This window comes from Caulobacter sp. GSs2 (assembly GCF_058680895.1).
This window is the reverse complement of record NZ_CM178725.1, coordinates 3,465,019-3,486,384: the sequence shown is the minus strand read 5'-3', so window position 1 is coordinate 3,486,384 and position 21,366 is coordinate 3,465,019. Positions and strand designations below refer to the sequence as shown.

Genomic DNA, 21,366 nt, shown 5'->3' with positions numbered 1-21,366 from the left:
AGACGGGTGGTGGCTAAGCCGTCACCACCCGCCCCTCGCGGACCTCCACCGGCCAGGGCGACAGCTTGGCTCCCACGCAGGGACCGCCGACGCAGGCCCCTGCCTCGACCGTGAACATCGCTCCGTGCCAGGAGCAGGCGATCAGCCCGCCGTCCGGCGTCAGATACTGATCAAGCTGTTGGGCCAGCGGCAGGCCGGCATGCGGACAGCGGTCGACATAGCCGAACACCGCCTCCCCCCGCCGGACCACGAAGCCGTGGAAGCGCTTGTCGCCGATCTGCAGCACATAATTGCGCGCCGCCCCGTCGGCGATCAGGTCGAGCGGACCCAGACTGATCCCGGCCCGCGTCGCCCAGACCCGTCCAGCCGCTTCGACCTGTTCGCCTTCTGGACTCAAACCCGCTCGACCGTCTGCTCGATGGCCCCGAAGATCGTGTGGCCCTTGGCGTCCTTCATCTCGATCCGGACTGTGTCGCCGCCCAGCAGGAACGGCGTGCTGGCCTTGCCATTGACCAGGGTCTCGACGGTGCGCAGCTCGGCCAGACACGAATAGCCCAGGCCGCCCTCGGCGACCGGCTTGCCCGGCCCCTGGTCGGCGCCGCGATTGCTGACCGTACCCGAGCCGACGATGGTGCCGGCCGCCAGGCCGCGGGTCTTGGCGGCATGCGCCACCAGGGTCCCGAAGTCGAAGGTCATGTCGACCCCGGCGTCGGCCGCTCCGAAGTCATCGCCGTTCAGGCTGACCAGCAGGGCGCCGTGCAGCTTGCCGTCCTTCCACGCGTCGCCCAGCAGGGCCGGTGTGACGGCGACCGGCGAGAAGGCGCTGGCCGGCTTGGACTGCACAAAGCCAAAACCCTTGGCCAGTTCGGCCGGGATCAGGTTGCGCAGAGACACGTCGTTGCACAGCATCACCAGGCGGATGGCGGCCAGGGCCTCCTCGCGGGTCGCGCCCAGCGGCACGTCGCCGACGATCACGGCGATCTCGCCTTCCAGGTCGCAGCCCCAGGCGGCGTCGGCCAGCGGGATCTCGTCGCGCGGACCCAGAAAGCCGTCAGAGGCCCCCTGGTACATCAGCGGATCGGTCCAGAAGGTCTCGGGCATCTCGGCGCCGCGCGCCTGCCGCACCAGCTGCACGTGGTTCACATAGGCGCTGCCGTCCAGCCACTGATAGGCCCGGGGCAAGGGGCTCTCGGCCTCATGCTCGTGGAAGCGCTCCTTGGGAACGCCGCCGTGCTCCAGGCTCTCGGCCAGGCCGCGCAACAGGGCTTCACAGCGTCCCCAGTCATCCATCGCCGCCTGCAGGGTCGGCGCGATCGTCGCCGCGTCGGTAAACCAGGCCAGGTCGTTGGAGACCACCACCAGACGGCCGTCACGGCCGCCTTTGAGAGACGCGAGCTTCATGGGCGCTTCCTCGTTGTCGTTATCGTTAAGGCAGGACGGCCTTGGGGAAGCCCGACCAGCAGGCGTCATAGTCCGCCTGAAGTGCGCAATGCTCCAGAGCAAATCGCGTGGGGCGGAGCACCCATCGGCTTTCGAACATGAAGGCCATCGTGTTCTCGATCCTGTGCGGCTTCAGATCGGCCGCCACCGCGCCCTGCCAGCTGGCCAGATCGGGGCCGTGATCGCTCATGGCGTTGTGCAGAGACGCCCCGCCGGGCGAGAAGCCGCCGGCCTTGGCGTCATAGGCGCCGGTAACCAGGCCCATGAACTCGCTCATCACGTTGCGGTGGAACCACGGCGGCCGGAACGTGTGCTCGGCCACCATCCAGCGCGGCGGGAAGATCACGAAGTCGCAATTGGCCGTGCCGGGGATCTCGCTGGGCGAGGTCAGCACCGTGAAGATCGAAGGATCGGGATGGTCGAAGCTGACCGTGTTGATCGTGTTGAAGCGCGACAGATCGTATTTGCAGGGCGCGAAATTGCCGTGCCAGGCCACCACGTCCAGCGGGCTGTGATCCCACTGCGAGGTCCAGAGGGCCCCCTGGAACTTCTGGATCACCTGGGTCGGGGCCTCGACATCCTCGAAAGCAGCGACCGGCGTCTCGAAGTCGCGCGGATTGGCCAGGCCGTTCGCGCCGATCGGCCCCAGGTCCGGCAGCTTGAAGCCCGCGCCATAGTTCTCGCAGACATAGCCGCGCGAGGGCCCCTCGACCTCGACCCGGAAGCGCACGCCGCGCGGGATCAGGGCGATCTCGCCGGGGCCGGCGGTCAGGACGCCCAGCTCAGTGACCAGGGTCAGCACGCCCTGTTGCGGCACGATCAGCAACTCGCCGTCGGCGTCCTGGAACACCCGGTCCGTCATGGACGTGTTGGCCAGATACAGATGGATGCCGATCCCGGCCTGGGTCGCCACGTCGCCATTGCCGGCCAGGGTCAGCAGGCCGTCGACGAAGTCGGTCGGTTCGGCAGGAACATCGATCGGGTCCCAGCGCAGGCGATTGGGCGTGACGGGCCCGTCAAACGACCCGCTGGCCAGGCTCGGCTGGGCATAGGGCTCATAGCGGCCATGACCGGCGCTGGGCCGCAGACGGTAGAGCCAGCTTCTGCGGTTTTCGTGGCGCGGCGCCGTAAAGGCCGCGCCCGACAGCTGCTCGGCATAGAGCCCGAACGCAACCTTCTGCGGCGAGTTCTGACCCACCGGCAGGGCGCCGGGGACGGCCTCGGTGGCGAAGTGATTGCCGAAGCCGGATTGGTAGCGGAGCGAGTCTCGAGTCGTCACGTGCATCCTCCCCCACCTCCGCTCTTCCCGGCGAAGGCCGGGACCCAGATTCATCCGGAGCGGTTCGTGGGTTTCACCTGGGCCCCGGCCTTCGCCGGGGAGAGCGGGATTGTGGGACGGGAAACGGGCTCCCGTCCACCAGCCTTGATCAGGCCTCGACCGTGATCACGCCGCGGCGGATCTGGTCCAGCTCGATGCTCTCGAACAGGGCCTGGAAGTTGCCGTTGCCGAAGCCCTCATTGCCCTTGCGCTGAATGACCTCGAAGAAGATCGGGCCAAACAGGTTTTCGGTGAAGATCTGCAGCAGCAGGCCCTCCTCGCCGACATTGCCGTCCAGCAGGATGCGGTTCTTGCGCAGCCGTTCCAGGTCCTCGCCATGGCCGGGCACGCGCTTGTCGACCAGCTCGTAATAGGTCTCGATAGTGTCCTGCAGCTTGACGCCCCGGGCGCGCAGCTTTTCGACGGTGTCGTAGATGTCCGGCGTGGTCAGGGCCAGATGCTGGATGCCCTCGCCATTGTACTGGCGAATGAATTCCTCGATCTGGCTGTGATCGTCCTGGCTCTCGTTGAGCGGAATGCGGATGGCCTTGTCGGGCGCGATCATCGCCTGGCTGAACAGGCCCGTGGCCTGACCCTTGATGTCGAAATACTTCTGCTCCTCGAAGCCGAAGACATCGCGATAGAAGGTCGACCAGGTGCTCATCTGGCCACGCTTGACGTTGTGGGTCAGGTGGTCGAGCAGATCCAGGCCGACATTGTTCCTGGCCTCGGCCTCTGCAGCGCCGGGAACCTGGTCCCAGCTGTCATAGATCGTGCCCGGATCACCGGCGCGCTCGACCAGATACAGCATGGAACCGCCGATGCCTTCCAGCACCCGCGCGCCCTCGCCCAGCAAGGTCTTGCTGGCGTCAGCGGCGACGGCCCCGCGCTTGAGCGCCTCGGCATAGGCGGCTTCCACATTCTCGACGCGGAAGGCCATGCCATTGGCCGACGGGCCGTGGGCGGCGCGGAACTCGGCGACCTGGCCTGTGGTCTCTTCATTGATCAGCAGGTTGATGCGGCCCTGCTTGTAGCGGGTCACGGCCTTGGTCGGGTGCCTGCTGGCCGGCACGAAGCCCAGGGCCTCGAACAGCGCCTTCATGGCGGCCGGATCGGGGCTGGTGAACTCGACGAACTCGAAGCCGTCGAGGCCCAATGGATTTTCGGGGGTCATGGACATGAGGTCTCTCCGAAGCTCAGCTGGCCAGCGCGGCCGGCAAGGCGGCGATCAGGCGGTCATTGTCGGCTGGACGGCCGATGGTGATGCGAACCCAGCCGCCGGCCACCGGGGTCGGACGGATGATAAGCCCTTCCTGCAGCAAGCGCGCGGTCGTGGCTTCCGGGCCCGCCGGCGAACGCAGGAACACGAAATTGGCCTGGCTCCGGGTGTGCTCGATGCCCATGGCGACCAACGCCGCCTCGACCCGGCCGCGCTCGGCGAGGGTCAGGGCCACGGTGCTTTGCAGATGGTCCACATCCACCAGGGCAGCCAGGGCGGCGGCCTGGCTGACCGAGGTCACGTTGAAGGGGGGCCGCAGGCGATCCAGATAGCCGACCAGCTGCGCCGACGAAGCGACGCCATAGCCCACCCGCAGGCCGGCCAGGCCATAGGCCTTGGAGAAGGTGCGGGCCGACACCCAGGGACCACCCCAGGCTTCCAGCAGGGCGAAGGTGTTGAAGGCCTCGTGATATTCGCGATAGGCCTCGTCCACGAACACCATGGTCGAGCACGGCGTGACCGCCAGGATCTCGCCGATATCGACGCCGGTCAGGGCGTTGCCCGTCGGGTTGTTGGGCGTGCACAGGACCAGCAGCTTGGGCCCCTTGGCCGCCTCGACCTTGAAGGCCTCGACGTCGAGATCGAAATTGGCCAGGCGCGGCACGTCGACGATGGTCGCCTCGGCGCACTTGGCGAAGATCTCGTAGGCCGGGAAGGTCGGGGTCGACAGCAGGATCGTTTCGCCCGGCGCGATGACGGCGCGGAACAGATAGTCGATCAGGGCTTCGGAGCCCGGCGACACCACGATCCGGGCCGGGTCGACCGACAGGTGCGAGCCCAAGGCGTCGCGCAAGGTCTCGCAATAGGGGTCGGGATAGATCTCGGGCGAGGCCAGAGCCGCCTGGACGGCGGCGGCCACCGTAGGGCTGGCGCCCAGCAGGTTCTCGTTGCTGGCCAGCTTGGAGAAGGTGTCGCGGCCGGTGCGCCGACCAGCCTCGGCCAGGGTCATGCCGGAGCGATAGGCCTGAACGGTTTCCAGCGCCGCGCGAACGGGCGACGGGACGGCCGAAGCCAGGGGCTTCTGGTCGACAACCAGCATGAAAACCGCTCCTCGAATGAACAGCGGTCAGGATAGCCGGATGGAGAAGTCAGAACCTGTCGATTATGACCTAAATCGCTGCCTTTATAGCTATATTGTGCCAATAAAATTATAAAAACTGCTATCCAACTTCACCAATCACGCTCAATAATGTTTCGTCATTCCCGCCCTTGTGGCGGGAACCCCTGTTTCAGCTGCAACATGAAGCGCCAGCGAAGTGCGCGCGCACTTCGCCCCTCTCGCACCTGCGGCGGTACGAGGGGTTCCCGCCACAAGGGCGGGAATGACGGATTGAAGGGGCTGTGAGGCCCGCCTAGTCCAGAAAATCCAGCGGCAGGGCCGGTGAGTCCTTGATGGTCTCCAGCACGAAGCTGGACTGGATGCCCTTGACCGCCGGCATCTTCAGCAGGCGCTTCATCGTGAACTCGGCGTAGGCGTCGAGATTGGGGGCCAGCACGCGCAGCAGATAGTCATAGCCGCCGGTCATGGCATAGCAGCCGACGACCAGGGGCTCGCGCAGCACCGCTTCCTTGAAGGCTTCGGCGGCGGTTTCGCTGTGGCGATCGACCTGAACCTCGACATAGGCCAGCAGGTCCAGACTGGCCTTGCGGCGATCCAGCAGCGCCACATAGCCGGAGATCAGGCCCGAGGCCTCCAGTTGCTTGACGCGGCGCAGGCAGGGGCTGGGCGAAAGCCCGACCCGTTCGGCCAGATCAACATTCGAGATCTTGCCGTCCTGCTGCAGGATCTCGAGGATTTTCCGATCGGCGCGACTGAGCTTCATGTGACCTGTTTGGGTGGAGAATTGGCAGGATGTGCCAAGTCTATAGCAGGCTTACGGGTGATCTAGCCACCACTAGCCCCCTCCGCGCCTGCGGCGCTCCTCCCCCGTAGGGGGAAGATGAAACGCGCCGGTCTTCATCTTCCCCCTACGGGGGAGGACGACCGCGAAGCGGTCAGGAGGGGGCAAGTCACCGACCAAAGAGCAAAACGCCCGGGGCTTTCACCCCGGGCGCTTCAGAATTCAGACCTTGATCGAACCGATCAGTTCGCCAGGCGACGCAGGAACGACGGAATCTCGAGATCCTCGCCTTCATCGACCTGTTGCGACTCGAGCGGTTGCAGGCTCGGGCGGGCGTTGGAGGTCGAACGCGCCTGTGGCTGCTGTTGCGGCGCAGGTTGCTGGTCGTAGCGCTGGCGACCGCCACCGAACAGGCTCATCCAGCCGCCGGACTTCTGCGGCTGACGGTCAGCATAGTGCTGCTCGGTGTAGAGCGGCGCTTCCTCAACGTCGTCGACCATCGGATCGACGATCCGGGTCACGGTGCGCGGAGCCGGCGTGGTGATGCGAGGCTCGGGGGCGGCCTCGGACACGACAGGCTCTTGGAAATAGAGGTCGGCTTGCGGCGCCTCAGCGACAACTTCCGGCTCGGGCTCGTAAGCGGACTCGGGCGCGTAGGTGGTCGACTGGGCAACCGGGCGATCGAACGGACGCGCTTCGTAACGCGAGGTCGGACGGGCCGGCTCAGGCTGCGGGGCCGGACGGGTGGTGTCGACGATCAGCGGCGCGGTCGTGGTGTTGCGGGTGACGGGCTTGGGCTCGATCTGGGCGATCGAGGCGCCGTCCATGCCGGTGGCGACCACCGAGACGCGGATCACGCCTTCCAGCGACGGATCGAAGGCCGCGCCGAAGATGATGTTGGCTTCCGGATCGACCTGATCGGAGATTGCGTTGGCGGCTTCGTCGACTTCCAGCAGCGTCATGTCCATGCCGCCGGTCACGTTGACTAGGACAGCCTTGGCGCCCTTCAGCGAGACTTCGTCCAGCAGCGGGTTGGCGATGGCGTTCTGGGCGGCCATCAGGGCGCGGTCTTCGCCGGTGCCCTCGCCGGTGCCCATCATCGCCTTGCCCATTTCGGTCATGACCGTGCGGACGTCGGCGAAGTCGAGGTTGATCAGGCCCGGCAGGACCATCAGGTCGGTGATCGAACGAACGCCCGAGTGCAGAACCTGGTCGGCCATGCCGAAGGCTTCGGCGAAGGTCGTGCGCTCGTTGGCGACGCGGAACAGGTTCTGGTTGGGAATGACGATCAGGGTGTCGACATAGCGTTGCAGCTCACCGATGCCGGCGTCGGCCAGACGCATGCGGTGACGGCCTTCGAAGTGGAAGGGCTTGGTGACCACGCCGACGGTCAGGATGCCGCGCTCGCGGGCGCACTTGGCGATGATCGGGGCCGCGCCGGTGCCGGTGCCGCCGCCCATGCCGGCGGTGATGAAGACCATGTGAGCGCCGTCCAGGTGCTCGCCGATCTCGGGGAAGCTTTCTTCGGCGGCGCTCATGCCCACCTCGGGGTGGGCGCCGGCGCCCAGGCCCTGAGTGACCTGCACGCCCAGCTGGATGCGACGGTCGGTCTTGGCGAACTGAAGCTGCTGCGCGTCAGTGTTGGCGACCACGAACTCAACACCTTCGAGGCCTGCCTCGATCATGTTGTTGACCGCATTGCCGCCCGCGCCACCGACGCCGAACACGACGATACGCGGCTTCAGCTCAGTGGTGCGCGGCGCTGAAAGAGAAATAGCCATGGAACCCTCGCGACCTTACGCCGAAATCGTCAAACAGGACCCCGGCGGTTCAACCGTCGGGAACGCCTCGACGATTGGGTTAACAGAACAACCACCATCGTTAATCGGCGGTTAACTGCATAATATGAGTCGGGGACACGTCGAGCGCTGCCTGAGCAGAATTCTTGGTCCATCAACAGAATCTCTTGGGAGTCCAAGGGTTCCGGATGGTTCTTGATAGTTGATGCGACCGAACGCCGCTGCGGTCTATTTCGCGACACGTCGAGAGCTTGACCACGCGTTCAAGCGTGACCGCCGGCGACAACCGTCAAGAGAGGGCGTCAAAGGTTGTCGCGCAACCAGGCGGCGGCCTTGGCCATCGGACTGGCGTTGGGGTCCATGGGCCGCTTGCGCAGGGCGGCCGTCGCCAGAGCCTTCGGAGACACCACTTCGCGCGGACCAAAGGCCGAGCGATGCAGCACGCCGGCGGCGGCGCAGAAGGCCGGACCCGAGGCGGCGTCGGCCAGATGCGGCACCCGGCGCGGGCGACCCAGGCGCACAGGGCGATCAAAGACGCGCACGGCCACTTCGCGCACGCCGGCCAGCTGGCTGGCGCCGCCGGTCAGCACGATGCCCGCGCCCGGCTCGACCGGGGCGCCCGAGGCCTTCAGCCGCTCGCGCAGCAGTTCCAGCGTCTCTTCGACGCGCGGCTGGATGATGCCCTTGAGCAGCGAGCGCGGCGCGATCACCGGCCCGGCGCCCGGATCATCACCGCGCGGCGGGGCCTCGATCATCTCGCGGTCTTCGTTGGCCGAGGCGATGGCGCTGCCGTGCAGGGTCTTGATGCGCTCGGCGCCGGCGACCGAGGTCTGCAGGCCGCGGGCGATGTCCTGCGTCACGTGCCCGCCGCCGACGGCCAGGCTGTCGACGTGGCAGAGCGCGCCGTTGTTGAACACCGCCACCGAGGTCGAGCCGCCGCCCATGTCGATGCAGACGGCGCCCAGGTCCATCTCGTCCTCTTCCAGGGCCGCCAGGGCCGAGGCGAAGGGCGCAGCGACCACGCCTTCGAAGGACAGGTGGGCGCGCTCGACGCAGTGGGCCAGCGTGTGGAAGACGTTTTCGTTGATCGAGACGACCAGCAGTTCCAGGCCCAGCGCGCGGCCGAACATGGCGCGCGGATCGCGGATGCCGCGCTGCCCGTCCACCGACCAGGCGATGGGCAGCAGGTGGATCGGCTTGCGGCCGGGAATCTTGACCTGGGCCAGGGCCGAGGCGATGGCGCGCGACAGGTCGCCGTCAGCGATCGGCCGAGCCCCGAGGGACACCTGGGTATGGACGCGGTTGCTGGCCAGCTGGCCGCCGGCGGTGCAGACGCTGACGCCCTGGACGTTGACGCCCGCCACGGTCTCGGCGCGCTCGACAGCCTGGGCGATCGCTTGCGCGGCCTCGTCCAGGTTGACGATCGCGCCGCCGCGAACGCCGCGCGACTGCACATAGCCGACGCCGGCTGTGGTCAGGGTGCGGTTGTCACGATGAATGCCGTCGGCCTTCATGATGAAGCACGTGACCTTGGACGCGCCCAGATCGACAGCCGCGACCGCAGGCTGACGAACGAGCGTCGCCTTCAAGCCGTCACGGGCCTGTTTCCGATCTTCCAGTCGCGACATCGCTATCGTCACCCCAACACCATCACACTACGCCCCGCCTGCCACGGTCTGCCCAGGCAGAGCCGCATCACGGGGTCTCACAGCCACCATATCGGGATCGCGCAGATCGATGCGCGCAAACCCCAAATCCAGGATTCGTTGTCTCTGGTCCAACTGATCCAGCTGGATCAGTGCGGATTCTTCGTCGATCGCCGGAAGCTGGATCAGAGATCCGTCTTTCAGGCGCAGATCCCAGCGGCGATCATCGACGCGCACCAGCGCTTCAAGACGATCGCGAAGACGCGGACGGGCGGCGACAGCCGGCAGGATGGCGCCGGCGGCCTGATCGGCGCCCTGCCCCACCACCAGCGGCAATTGCGGGAACTGCGAGGCGTCGGCCTCGCTGATCACGCGCCCCTCGCCGTCGATGACACGCATGCGACCGCCACTCTGCCAGACGGCCAGGGCGGGACGTTCCTCGACCGCGATGAGCACGGTATCGGGCAGCAGGCGCACGACCTTGGCTTCCTTGACCCAGCCCACCATCTCGACGCGCTGGCGGATCTCGGCCAGGTCCAGGCCCAGGGTCGGCTGGTCCAGATACAGCGCCGACGCGCGTCGGATATCCGCGTCGGCCTGGGCCGAGGCGCCCTGGACGTGCAGGGTCTTGAGCTTGAAGCCGGCGGACGCGAACTCGCCGTCCACGCCCTGGCGCGCAGCCGTGACGAGGCGCTCGGCCCGATGGCCGGTCGCGAGCATCACCACAAGCCCAAGGCCAAGCGCTACGCCGGCGACCCCCAATGCGAACGCGGGCGACAAGCCCACGCCCTTGGCGGCGCGCAGTTTCGCAGCCGGCTGCGCGCCCTTGGGCGGAGCCGAACGAGCCTTGTTCGGACTTGCGGGCACTTCGGCCCGAGGGCGCCTAGGCTTAGGCGGTCCCCCCCGCACTACAGCGGGCATAAGCGTCCTCCACGATCCAGAGCACTAAATGATCAAACGAAATCCCGACGTGGGCGGCTTGCTCAGGTGCGAGCGAAGTCGGTGTCATGCCGGGTTGCGTATTGACCTCTAGAAGGACCAGAAGGTCGTTAATGTCGTCATAACGGAAGTCAGACCGGGTTACGCCTTGGCAACCAAGAGCTGTGTGGCCAAGCTCGGCCATCCGCATGGCTCTATCCCTTACGCTGTCAGGGATTGGGGCCGGCAAAACATGGATGGAACCGCCCTCGGAGTACTTGGCGTCGTAGTCATAGAAACCTGTGGACGAGCGAATATCGGTCACGGCCAGGGCCTTGGGACCATTTGACTCACCCATCACGGCGACGGCCAGCTCCAGCCCGCGGATATAGGGCTCGATCATCACCTCTTCGCCGTAAGTCCATGTGGGCATTGCCAATTCCTGGGGCGGCCGGTTGGCGCCTTCGAAAACCAGGAATACCCCAACCGAAGATCCCTCGGCATTGGGCTTCACAACGTAGGGAGGCTGCATCACATGGTCGCGTGCGGCGATATGTCGATTGAACAGACCGCCGCCGGGCACGATCACGCCCGCCGCAGCCAGCACGGCCTTGGCCTTGGCCTTGTCCATCGCCAGGGCCGAGGCCAGCACGCCCGAGTGGGTGTAGCCGATCTTCAGGGTCTCCAGCACGCCCTGGACGCAGCCGTCCTCGCCCCACTCGCCGTGCAGGGCGTTGAAGACCAGGTCCGGCGCGACCCTGGTCAGCACCTGGGCCACGTCCTTGCCGGGATCGACGCGGGTGACCTTGGCCCCCAGCCGCTCCAGCGCGTCGGCGCATTCCCGTCCCGAGACGAGGCTGACCTCGCGCTCGGAGGACGGACCGCCCAGCAGGACGGCGATGTGACGGCCGGCCAGGGGGGCGTCGGTGTTCGGCTGGGTCATGGAGGGGGCTCGACGAAGCGCTGAAGGTAAGCGCCACTCCTAGTGAGCGACGGCGGTCCTGCCAACTGCCGAGACGCCCCCTCCGTCACGTCGCCTATCGGCGCCGCGCCACCTCCCCCGCACGCTTCGCTACGGGGCAGGAGAAGAGCAGCTTCACCTCCTGCCCCGCAAAGCGGGGGAGGTGGCGCGCTGCGAATACGCAGCGTGACGGAGGGGGCGTCCGGTGTTGGCCGTTAGTGCGCCGCCGCCGTCGCCGGCTTCAGCGCCCGGAAGTCGATGTCGCTGTCGGCCACCAGGTAGAGGAAGCTGGTCCACGCCGCCACGTTCTGGGCCAGCTGGATCGGGTCCACCTTGTTGAGCGTGTCATCGGCCGTGTGGTGATAGTCGAAGTAGCGGCTGGCATCCTGGTTCAGGTTGATCACTGGCACGCCGGCCTCCTCGATGGCGCCGATGTCGGCGCCGCCATGAGCCGCCGGCGCGCGGTCCAGATAGATCTTCAGCGGCATGAGCACGCGGGTCGCGGTCTTGATCACCGGATGGTCCAGCGCCCCGGCCGGAACCTGCAGGCTGTAGATGCGGTCGGCGCCGGTGTCGCTCTCGCCGGCCAGCACGATCTTCGACAGCGCGTCCTTGTTGGCGGCCAGATAGGCGTCCGACGAGCCGCCGCTTTCTTCCGAGCCCCACATCACGACGCGGATGGTGCGCTTGGGATGCCTGGGCAGGTCGCCGATCAGCTTGGCGGCCGCCGTGGTGATGGCGATGCCCGTGGCGTCGTCCAGGGCGCCGGTGCCGACATCCCAGCTGTCGAGGTGGCCGCCGATGACGATCACTTCGTCAGGCTTTTCCGAGCCCTGGATGTCGCCCGAGATGTTCCAGGCCACGTCCTTGGCATCAAAGCTGGACTGCAGCTTCAGCTTGATGCGCAGCGGGCCCTTGGCGGCCAGACGCTCCAGCTGCTCGGCTTCCGGCACGCCGATCGCGGCGGCGGGAATGGTCACCACGCCCTCGCCATTGGCGGTGCTGCCGGTGTGGGGCACCGAGGAGTCCGAGGTCGAGATCGAGCGGATCAGCATGGCCACGGCGCCGCGCTTGGCGGCTTCCACCGGGCCGGCCCGGCGCGAGATGCCGGCCACGCCATAGCCGGCCCCGTCCTGGGCGCGGACCATCGGCTGGGTGATGACCACGATCTTGCCCTTCAGCGCGCCTTCCGGCGCGGCGATCATCTCGGCATAGGTCTTGAACAGCGCCACCTCGGCCTCAACGCCCTCAGCGGGGGTCGAGACGGTGCGGCCCAGGCCAACGGGGTTGAGGTTCATGGCATAGGGCGCCATCAGCCAGGCGCTCTCCTCGCCGCGCGTCCAGGACGGCTTGGCGAACTCATCGACCTTGATGTTGGTGAAGCCCAGGGCCTTGAACTGGGCCACGCCCCAGTCCTTGGCCTTTTCCATGGCCGGCGAGCCGACCAGACGCGGACCGATAGTGGTGGTCAGGTCCTCGGTGATGTCCCAGGCCAGGTGATCGCGCAGGGCCTTGTCACGCAGGGCCTCGGCGGTGGCCTCGGGCGAAACCGGCGCAGCGGCCGGCGCGGCGGACTTGCCGGCGAACAGGGTCTTGAGCCCCGACTTTGCCTGGGGGGCGGTCTGGGCCTGGGCCCCACCGACCAGAAGGGCGGATACGGCGGCGGCGGTCAGCAGGGTGCGGAACATGCGCGGGGATTCTCCGAAATTCAGGACGATCTCATAGCACCGGCGCTTGCCCGAAACAGGCAAGAACCGGATGAACTATCAATAACCTTCGGTCTGCCCGGGTTCTGCCCCAGCAGCTCAATAAAGCTGTCATCCCGGACGAAGCGAAGATCCGGGACCGACGCCTGAACGCCGCGCTTCCGGCGGTCCCGGATCGGCGCGCTGCGCGCTTGTCCGGGATGACAGCCTTTTAGGGAAGCGTCCCTATTTCGGCCGCCCGATCCGCTTGATTTCCCAGTCCAGCTGGATGCCGGTCTTGGCCAGCACATCAGCCCGAACCGCGTCGCCCAGGCCTTCCAGGTCGGCCGCCGTGGCCTCGCCGGTATTGATCAGGAAGTTGGAATGCAGCGGCGAGAACATCGCCCCGCCAAACGGTTTGCCCCGCCAGCCGGCCTCGTCGACCAGCTTCCAGGACGAGTGGCCCGGAGGGTTCTTGAAGGTCGAGCCGCCGGTCTTTTCGCGGATCGGCTGGGTGGTCTCGCGGCGGGCGGTGATCTCGGCCATGCGGTCGCGCACATCGGCCGGATCGTCGGGCGTTCCGCGGAACATCGCCTGCACCCAGAACATGCTGTTGGGGGGGACTTCCGTGTGCCGATAGGTGAAGCCGAAGTCTTCGTTGCTCCAGACCCGCATTTCGCCGGACCGGTCATAGCCCCAGGCGCTGACCAGAATGTCCTTGGTCTCGCGGCCATAGCAGCCGGCATTCATGGTCAGGGCGCCGCCGACGGTGCCCGGGATGCCGACATAGAATTCGAGCCCGCCCAGCCCCGCCCTCGCCGCCGCCCGAGCCACCGAGGCGTCCAGCGCCGCCGGACCGGCGATGATCAGGTTTTCCTCGGCATCGACCGTGACCTCGCCAAAGGCGCGACCGGCGCAGCGAATGACCACGCCCTCGACGCCGCCGTCGCGGATGATGACGTTGGAGCCGACGCCCAGCGCCTGGACCGGAACCTCGGGCGGCAGAGCCATCAGGAAGTCGCGCAGGTCGTCGGCGTCGGCCGGCAGGAACAGCACCTCTGCCGGGCCGCCGACCCGGAACCAGGTGAACGGGCCTAGCGGCTCGTCAAACAGCAGCTTGCCGCGAACGGCGGGGAGGTTGGCCTTCCAGCTCACTTAGAAAGCGCTTCCAGTTGCCCCGGCAGCGCATAGGCCCAGGTGGTGATGTCGCCGGCCCCCAGCAGCACGACGAGGTCGCCGCTGACGGCCTCAGCGGCGATCAGGCGCGGCAAGGCCGTGGGGTTTTCAAGCGGCAGGGCCCGGCGGTGGCCAAACTTCTTGAGGCCCTCGACCAGGGCGTCGCGGTCGATGCCCTCGATGGGGCTCTCGCCGGCCGTATACACGTCGGCGACGATCACGGTGTCGGCGTCATTGAAGCACGAGCTGAACTCGGTCATCAGGTCGCGAAGCCGGGTGAAGCGGTGCGGCTGGACCACGGCGATCACCTTGCCGTTCGGGGTCACGGCGCGGGCGGCCTTGAGCACGGCGGCGATCTCGACCGGGTGATGGCCATAGTCGTCGACCACGCGGATGCCGCCGGCCACGCCGGTGGTGGTAAAGCGGCGCTTGACCCCGCCGAAGCTGGCCAGACCGGCCCGGATGGCGTCGGCGTCGACGCCCAGCTCGCGGGCCACGGCCACGGCGGCGGTGGCGTTGAGCACATTGTGGTGCCCGGCCATCGGCATCTTCAGCCCGTCATAGCGCACCTGATCACCCACCAGCGGCGACACGATGATGTCGAACACCGAGCCGTCGGGGCCCATCTGGATATTGGAGACGCGCACCTCGGCCTGAGGATTGACGCCATAGGTCACCAGCCGCCGGTTCTCGATCCGGGCGGTCAGGGCCTGGACTTCGGGATGGTCGGTGCAGACCGCCGCGAAGCCATAGAAGGGGATGTTCTCGATGAAGTCCTGGAAGCCCTTCTTGACCGCGTCAAAGGTGCCCCAGTGGTCCAGATGCTCGGCGTCGATATTGGTGACGATGGCCACGGTCGACTTCAGCTTCAGGAAGCTGCCGTCGCTCTCGTCGGCCTCGACGACGATCCAGTCGCCCTCGCCGACCTTGGCGTTGGTGCCATAGGCGTTGATGATGCCGCCATTGACCACGGTCGGGTCCAGATCGCCGGCGTCGAGCAGGGCGGCGACCATCGAGGTGGTGGTGGTCTTGCCGTGCGTGCCGCCCACGGCGATCGAGAACTGCAGCCGCATCAGCTCGGCCAGCATCTCGGCGCGCCGCACCAGGGGCAGGCGCTTGTCGCGGCCGGCGGCCATCTCGACATTGTCGGCCTTGACCGCCGTCGAATAGACGATGGCCGAGGCGCCTTCGACATTGGCCGCGTCATGGCCCACGAAGATCCGCGCGCCCAGCTTTTCCAGCCGCTCGGTATTGGCCGACGCCTTGGCGTCGCTGCCCTGAACGGTGTAGCCGATACGCAGCATGATCTCGGCGATGCCGGACATGCCGATGCCGCCGATGCCGATGAAGTGCACGGGGCCAAGTTCGAAGGGTACGGGGCGTCGACGCTGGATCATGAAAAGCCGATTAGACCATTTGCGCGCGACGCGAAACGCCCTGTTGGCGGTGATGTTGTGGACGGGCCCCGCCCTGGCCCAAGCCGCCGTCCAGCCCCCCGCTGCGGCCCCGCCCGCCACCAAACTTGAACTGAGGCTGGCCGACGTCGGCCGCTTCGCCGTCTTCGTCGATCTGACCAGCGTCCAGTGGACCGGCCGCACCGCAAAACTGCGCCTGCTGCAGGTCACCGAAGGCGGCTTCAAGGCCGGCGCCGATGAATACTGGGGCGGCTGGCGTCACGAAGTCATCGACTGCGACGCCCGCTCCATCGCCCATGCCGGCTTTGGCAGCATCCGCGCCGGCGGCCGCGAAGGCCCCGTCACCGGCGACCAGCGCCCCGCCGCCCCGATCCCGCCCGGCGGCGCCGACGACGCGGCGGCCAAGGTGGTCTGCGACGGCTGGAAGCCGTTCGCCGCCGTCCCGGTGGCGACCAGCGTCGAGCAGGCGGTGGGCCTGGCCCGGCCGCTGATCGAGACGGGGGCGGAGCCTTGAGGGGCGACTGATCGTCAGCTGTCGAAGAGGTCTAAGGGCTCTTCGATAGGGGTTCGACGATCTACGAAGAGGGTAAGTCCCTCCTCTTCGGCCACGCGAATAAGCCAGGCGCCGGCGACGCGCATCAGATAGAATGCCACCTGAAGATCGTCGGCTCCGTTCGCGGTGAATTTGTATCGTCGACCGGCAAGCTGGACCTCTAGATCGCCCGTCTGGCGCTCGATGGGTTCGTCCTCGTCAATATCGATATAGGTTGGCGCACCAAACCTGATGAGAATTGCGCCGGCCCCTTCCTCTCCGTCAGCGCCAATGTAGGGAACACTTCTAGGCCCTAATTCTCGCAAACTCATTTCAACGACCTCCCGTCAAAGAGCGGCAAACTAACAGCATTGATGCCAAAACGCATGCACGTCGCATGTCGCTCTGCAGCGGAAGCCATGCATTGAGCGTATATAGCCCCCTTTTGAGACTTACCCTTTCCGTACATTATTGAATACGTTTTGCATTTTATCTCGTCAGAGAAATACAACTCATCGCAATCGTCCTCGATATTAATGGACGTTTTTCCCACTCCGGGCCGCCACTTTCGAATCCGCGGCTTCTTGCGTCCCGCGCCAACAACTTCATCCGTCACTCTCAGGTTCAGGCTTGGGGTTGGCAACTTCAGGAACGGCGTCTTCTCCCGACCGGTTGTCCGGCTATCGAAATCACCGATCGCGCGGGTCAGCGCGACGCCTCCGGCGAGTGCCGGGAGCCCAGCCGCCTGAGCGAGAGGCCCAGCTTGAGGATGGCTGGCCAGCACACGGGCGGCTTGCACCAGCCGCCGCCGCATCTTCGGCTTCGGGCTCGCCTTGGACGGCTTGTGTAGCTTGGCGCCTCCACCACCACCGCGGCCCGTATCGACCCACTGCCCGCCGTTCGAACTCCCGACCGGCGCCCGTGGCTGGTTGGGATCAAACTTCGTTTCCAGATCCCGGATCGCCTGCCGCAGCACCTCGGCCGCCGCGTCGCTCCGGAATTTTCCTAGTGCGCTTTCAAAATCATCAGACGTCATCGTCCTCTCCGCATAGGTGCGGCCCCGAAATGGGCGCACAGGTTCGCATCTCCGCCGATATTCACCGGCGGGTTGGGGAGGCGGCGGAGCGTCCGGGCCAGGCCCGGATGAGTGTAGTTGGAGTACCGTTTCGGCCGGGGCCGGAGCGCTCCGCGCGGTTGTTATCCGATGAGCCCTCGGGGCGCGGGGTTTTAACCCGCTCCCGAAAGAGGCCCCAGGCGGGCGGAAGGGAAGCGACCCCTCCGGACCGCGCGGGCGATTTCAGCCCGCGCCTGCAGCGCTCGCCGCCGTCGCCGGGCTGTCCACGAGCGCGTTAGCGACCGATTTGCCCGGCGAAACCCCAGGGGGGGAATTACACACCTCGAACCGATCCCCGCCGGGGGCTGCATCGACAACGGTCAGGCGAGCACGACCCGCACAACCGCCTCCACCGCCCGTCAGGTCGCCAGCTGGACGCCCTCCCCTTGCGATGAAGCGAGCAGAAGTATGCGGCCGTATTGCAGGGGGCTGCGTCGATTTTGGATCGTGACGCTGGATGGGGCGGTCAGGGCGTTGAATTTGCTGGGGCGGAGGGGTCACTATCCCCGTGCGGGCACGGGGATAGACGGTCGGCAGAAGCCCGCTCAAAGCGAGGACTTCGAAAGGGTCGGCACTCCGGCCCGCTCTTGCTAGCCCAGCCCGCCGGCGATCAGGTCGGCTGTCGCCGGATTGCACGCGAACGGGATGTCGGCCAGCGTCGCCATCCGGATCAGGGCCTTCACATCCACGTCGTGCGGCTGCGGCGACAGCGGATCGACGAAGAAGATCAGCACATCCAGCCGCCCTTCGGCGATCAGCGCGCCCAACTGCAGATCGCCCCCCAGCGGGCCGCTCTTCAGGCGTGTCAGGTTCAGGTCCGGCAAGGCTTCGAGGATACGGCCGCCGGTTGTGCCGGTGGCGTAGAGCGTCTTGCCGGCCAGAAAGTCAGCGTGCGCCATCGCCCAGTCGACCAGGGCGGCCTTGCGATCGTCGTGGGCAACCAGGCCGATGGACGGGCGCGCGTTCACCCCCGCTCCCGCGTCCGCTCGAACAGAACCTTGGGGAAACGCTCCGTGACATAGCCGATCTCCCAGGACGACTTGCCCAGGAACACCGGCTGGTCGTCGATGTCGGTGGCCATGGCGGTCTTGTGCTTGTCCTGGAAGTCCTCGACGTCGGCCCGCGTACCGCTGATCCAGCGGGCTTCGGCGTAGGGACTGGGCTCGAAAATCACGTCGAGGGCGTATTCGCCGCCCAGGCGGTCGGCCATGACCTCGAACTGCAGCTGGCCCACGGCGCCGACGATGAAGTCGGAGCTGCCCAGCATGGGGCGGAACAGCTGGGTGACGCCTTCCTCGGCCAGGCCTTCCAGCGCCTTCTTCAGGTGCTTGGCCTTCAGCGGATCCTTGACCCGCACGCGGCGCAGGATTTCCGGGGCGAAGTTGGGCAGGCCGGCGAAACGCAGGGTTCCGCTCTCCGACAGGCTGTCGCCCACCCGCAGCACGCCGTGGTTGGGGATGCCGATCACGTCGCCGGCATAGGCGTCCTCGGCCAGTTCGCGGTCGCTGGCGAAGAACATCACCGGGGCGTTGACGCTCATCGACTTGCCGGTGTTCTGGGCCTTCAGCTTCATGCCGCGCGTGAAGCGGCCGCTGGTCAGGCGCAGGAAGGCGATCCGGTCGCGGTGATTGGGGTCCATATTGGCCTGGACCTTGAACACGAAACCCGAGACCTCGGCGTCGCCGGGCGCGACATGGGTCTCGACGCCGGCGCGCATGGCCCGGGCCGGATGCGGCGGCGGGGCATAGGCGCCGATGCCGGCCAGCAGTTCGGCCACGCCGAAGTGGCGCAGGGCCGAGCCGAAGAACACCGGGGTCATGTGCCCCTCGAGGAAGCTCTTCACATCGAACGGCTTGGCGGCTTCGGACACCAGCATCGCGCCCTCCTCGACCTCGGCCTGTTCCTCGGGGTCGAGGAAGCGGCTGATGGCGTTGGACTTCAGGGCGACCGGCGCGGGGTGGCCATCGTCGTCGGTCGAGCTTTTCTTGGCATAGGGGATGAAGGTCTGCTTGCGCAGGTCCAGCATGCCCTTGAAACGTCCGCCCGAGCCGGCCGGCCAATAGAGCGGCGCGGGGTCGAGGGCCAGCTTGGACGACACCTCGTCCAGCAGCTCGAACGGGTCCTGGGCCTCGCGGTCCATCTTGTTGATGAAGGTGATGATCGGGATGTCGCGCAGGCGGCACACCTCGAACAGCTTCAGGGTCTGGGGCTCGATGCCCTTGGCGGCGTCCAGCACCATGATCGCCGCGTCGGCGGCCGTCAGGGTGCGATAGGTGTCTTCCGAAAAGTCTTCGTGGCCGGGGGTGTCGAGCAGGTTGAACATCAGACCGTCGTGGTCGAACGTCATCACCGAGGCCGACACCGAGATCCCGCGCTCACGCTCGATCTTCATCCAGTCCGACTGGGTGCGGCGGGTCTGGCCGCGCGCCCGCACCGCGCCGGCCGCGCGGATCGCGCCCCCGGCCAGCAGCAGGTTTTCGGTCAGGGTCGTCTTGCCGGCGTCAGGGTGACTGATGATGGCGAAGGTGCGCCGGCGGGCTGCCTGAAACACCGGGGAAAGGGGGGCGACGGGGGAAGTGCTCATGCGCGGGGACTAGCCGTCCGGGCGCTATTTGTCACCCTCGCCCTTCGCCTTGCGCTCGGACAGGGTCTTGAGCATAGCCCGAGCCCGGGCGGCTTCTGAACCGCCGTGCGGGCTGTTGGCGACCGGTCCCAGCAGGGCGGCGGCCTCGTCATCGCGGTCACGAAGCATCATCGCCTGCGCCGTAGCCAGGGTGATTTGCGACACCTGGGGCGCCAGGGCCTGGGCCTCCTCCAGCACCGCCATCACATTGGGGGTGGGATATCTCGGGTCCAGAGACCGGCTGCGCGCATAGCCATAGAGGGTCTGGTAGCGGGTAGGGTCGAGCTTGTAGGCCTGCCCCAGCAGCTGGCCCGCTTCCTTGTAGAGCGCAGCCCGATGGTCCCCGTCCCGGTCGCCGGCCGCCAGCCGGGCCAGACCGGCCAGTTCCAGGCCCTCGGCATCGTCCGGGCGGGCCTGGGTGAAGGCATCGATCAGGACCCGTCCCTTTTCAGGATCGCCGAGGGCCAGTTCGGCCCGGGCCAGCACCAGTTCGGCCAGGCGTTCGCCAGGATAGCGCGCCGCCCGGACCTGGATGTCGGCCAGGAACGCCACCCGCCATTTGGCCCTCAGGCTGCGGGCCTCGGCCCGGGCCTCCAACGCGCCTTCAGAGTCTTCGTCTTCGTCCTCGTCGTCATCATTGGCCAATCCGAAGCGACGCAGCGAGAAGTCGGCCAGCAACAGGTCATCCGAGGCCTTGCTCAGCGGTGTGACCTCGATCGGCGGAGCCGGCAGACCCTTGAGCGTGTGGGTTACGACCTGGATCTTCACCCGCATGTAGTCCCGCAGCTTGGCCTGCAGGGCTTCTGCCGACAGGCCCGACGCCGCTTCCATGGCCTTGACCGGGTCATCTCCACTACCGACGGCCTTCATGTAGGCGGTCAGCTGCTGGTAGCGGACGGGATCGCTCATGAAATAGTGGGTCATCAGCCAGGCCTCGGCGTAGAACATCGCCCGGTCAGTGCCCTTCAGCTCATAGGGGCGCTTGGCCAGGACCGACCGAACCGGCGCCCAGGCGATGTCCTCCAGATTGCCGCCCCGGCCGGTATTGCGGCCGATGGCGATGGTGTCGCGCCCGACCTCGGCGCTGCCGAAGTACTCGGCATAGCCCTCCACCAGCCAGGCCGGATAGCCGTAGGGGAAATACTGCAGCATGAAGTGGTGGACGTATTCGTGCAGTACCACGGTGTTGTCGTCGCGCGAGCGGATGGCCATGGCGAAGATGTCGCCCACGCTGGAGGTATAGAAGCCGCCGACGCTGGACGGCATTCCGGGCCAGACCACGTCGAACTGCGCACGCTCGCGGATCAGGAAGATCGACAGCTTGCGCGGCGGCGCTCCATCCAGCGGCATGTTGTGCAGATGCCGCAACAACGTGTCGAACAGCTCCAGCTTGACCACGTAGTCGCGCAGCAGGCGTTCATCGCCATCGCTATAGACGATGAAGCGAGGGCTTTCCGCCTTGAGCCAGCGCCCAGCCTTGACCGGTGAGATCTGGACCTTCTCGACCTCGGTCACCTGAGCCGCGCCGGCCATGCCAGGCCAGATCGCTACGCTCAACATCAGCCAGGCGAACATCGTTGCAGCCGCCGCGCCGCGCTCACAGTTCGCCATACCTACCC

19 protein-coding genes and 1 pseudogene are annotated in these 21,366 nt (G+C 66.8%); 1 reads left to right on the top strand and 19 read right to left on the bottom strand.

Annotation, left to right across the window (positions count from 1 at the left end; genetic code table 11):
* Positions 1–13: 13 nt before the first annotated feature.
* From ACW17Z_RS16915 to murC, 14 genes and pseudogenes are all read right to left on the bottom strand, one after another.
* Complete coding sequence (locus tag ACW17Z_RS16915; RefSeq protein WP_419320768.1) at positions 14–397, bottom strand: Rieske (2Fe-2S) protein; 384 nt, start codon at positions 395–397, stop codon at positions 14–16.
* Complete coding sequence (locus tag ACW17Z_RS16910; protein WP_492056862.1) at positions 394–1,401, bottom strand: fumarylacetoacetate hydrolase family protein; 1,008 nt, start codon at positions 1,399–1,401, stop codon at positions 394–396. Before ACW17Z_RS16910 ends, ACW17Z_RS16915 begins: the two co-directional genes overlap by 4 nt.
* A 25-nt stretch (positions 1,402–1,426) precedes the next feature.
* On the bottom strand, positions 1,427–2,725 hold the full coding sequence (gene hmgA / locus ACW17Z_RS16905) for a homogentisate 1,2-dioxygenase (RefSeq protein WP_492056861.1): 1,299 nt from the start codon (positions 2,723–2,725) through the stop codon (positions 1,427–1,429).
* A 142-nt stretch (positions 2,726–2,867) separates the two neighbouring features.
* Positions 2,868–3,938 carry a 4-hydroxyphenylpyruvate dioxygenase gene (gene hppD, locus ACW17Z_RS16900; RefSeq protein WP_492056860.1) on the bottom strand — a complete coding sequence of 357 codons (1,071 nt, stop codon included), beginning with the start codon at positions 3,936–3,938 and terminating at the stop codon, positions 2,868–2,870.
* 16 nt (positions 3,939–3,954) lie between these two features.
* Complete coding sequence (hisC, locus tag ACW17Z_RS16895; protein WP_492056859.1) at positions 3,955–5,076, bottom strand: histidinol-phosphate transaminase; 1,122 nt, start codon at positions 5,074–5,076, stop codon at positions 3,955–3,957.
* 156 nt (positions 5,077–5,232) lie between these two features.
* Positions 5,233–5,366: pseudogene (locus ACW17Z_RS16890) on the bottom strand (hypothetical protein); the annotation flags it as partial.
* Between the two features lie 23 nt (positions 5,367–5,389).
* A complete protein-coding gene (locus ACW17Z_RS16885) occupies positions 5,390–5,860 on the bottom strand; it encodes an Lrp/AsnC family transcriptional regulator (RefSeq protein WP_419320762.1) in 471 nt (156 codons plus the stop codon).
* Between the two features lie 260 nt (positions 5,861–6,120).
* Positions 6,121–7,659, bottom strand: coding sequence for a cell division protein FtsZ (gene ftsZ, locus ACW17Z_RS16880; RefSeq protein ID WP_492056858.1), 1,539 nt, complete (start codon positions 7,657–7,659; stop codon positions 6,121–6,123).
* A 320-nt stretch (positions 7,660–7,979) separates the two neighbouring features.
* The gene (gene ftsA / locus ACW17Z_RS16875; RefSeq protein ID WP_419252011.1) at positions 7,980–9,305 is read right to left on the bottom strand and encodes a cell division protein FtsA; all 1,326 of its coding nucleotides are present in this window, start codon (positions 9,303–9,305) and stop codon (positions 7,980–7,982) included.
* A gap of 27 nt (positions 9,306–9,332) precedes the next feature.
* Complete coding sequence (gene ftsQ / locus ACW17Z_RS16870; protein WP_492056857.1) at positions 9,333–10,244, bottom strand: cell division protein FtsQ; 912 nt, start codon at positions 10,242–10,244, stop codon at positions 9,333–9,335.
* Entirely contained in the window at positions 10,213–11,184 is a 972-nt protein-coding gene (locus ACW17Z_RS16865) for a D-alanine--D-alanine ligase (RefSeq protein ID WP_492056856.1), read from the bottom strand. Before ACW17Z_RS16865 ends, ftsQ begins: the two co-directional genes overlap by 32 nt.
* Before the next feature lie 233 nt (positions 11,185–11,417).
* Positions 11,418–12,890, bottom strand: coding sequence for a M20/M25/M40 family metallo-hydrolase (locus ACW17Z_RS16860; RefSeq protein ID WP_492056855.1), 1,473 nt, complete (start codon positions 12,888–12,890; stop codon positions 11,418–11,420).
* Positions 12,891–13,133: 243 nt separating this feature from the next.
* On the bottom strand, positions 13,134–14,042 hold the full coding sequence (gene murB / locus ACW17Z_RS16855) for a UDP-N-acetylmuramate dehydrogenase (RefSeq protein WP_492056854.1): 909 nt from the start codon (positions 14,040–14,042) through the stop codon (positions 13,134–13,136).
* Positions 14,039–15,460 carry a UDP-N-acetylmuramate--L-alanine ligase gene (gene murC, locus ACW17Z_RS16850; protein WP_492056853.1) on the bottom strand — a complete coding sequence of 474 codons (1,422 nt, stop codon included), beginning with the start codon at positions 15,458–15,460 and terminating at the stop codon, positions 14,039–14,041. The genes murB and murC overlap by 4 nt, the downstream gene beginning before the upstream one ends.
* Between murC and ACW17Z_RS16845 the strand changes: the two genes are divergently transcribed.
* On the top strand, positions 15,459–15,992 hold the full coding sequence (locus ACW17Z_RS16845; RefSeq protein WP_492056852.1) for a hypothetical protein: 534 nt from the start codon (positions 15,459–15,461) through the stop codon (positions 15,990–15,992). The genes murC and ACW17Z_RS16845 overlap by 2 nt on opposite strands.
* Before the next feature lie 14 nt (positions 15,993–16,006).
* On the opposite strand, the gene ACW17Z_RS16840 is transcribed toward ACW17Z_RS16845, so the two are convergent.
* From ACW17Z_RS16840 to ACW17Z_RS16820, 5 genes are all read right to left on the bottom strand, one after another.
* Positions 16,007–16,342: a hypothetical protein gene (locus ACW17Z_RS16840; protein WP_492056851.1), complete on the bottom strand. Its 336-nt coding sequence runs from the start codon at positions 16,340–16,342 to the stop codon at positions 16,007–16,009.
* Positions 16,339–17,046 carry a hypothetical protein gene (locus tag ACW17Z_RS16835; RefSeq protein ID WP_492056850.1) on the bottom strand — a complete coding sequence of 236 codons (708 nt, stop codon included), beginning with the start codon at positions 17,044–17,046 and terminating at the stop codon, positions 16,339–16,341. The genes ACW17Z_RS16840 and ACW17Z_RS16835 overlap by 4 nt, the downstream gene beginning before the upstream one ends.
* 668 nt (positions 17,047–17,714) lie before the next feature.
* Positions 17,715–18,092 (bottom strand): methylglyoxal synthase, encoded by a 378-nt coding sequence (locus ACW17Z_RS16830; RefSeq protein WP_492056849.1) that lies wholly within the window; start codon positions 18,090–18,092, stop codon positions 17,715–17,717.
* Positions 18,089–19,708 (bottom strand): peptide chain release factor 3, encoded by a 1,620-nt coding sequence (locus tag ACW17Z_RS16825; protein ID WP_492056848.1) that lies wholly within the window; start codon positions 19,706–19,708, stop codon positions 18,089–18,091. The genes ACW17Z_RS16830 and ACW17Z_RS16825 overlap by 4 nt, the downstream gene beginning before the upstream one ends.
* Before the next feature lie 24 nt (positions 19,709–19,732).
* Complete coding sequence (locus ACW17Z_RS16820; protein ID WP_492056847.1) at positions 19,733–21,358, bottom strand: tetratricopeptide repeat protein; 1,626 nt, start codon at positions 21,356–21,358, stop codon at positions 19,733–19,735.
* Between the last annotated feature and the right edge of the window lie 8 nt (positions 21,359–21,366).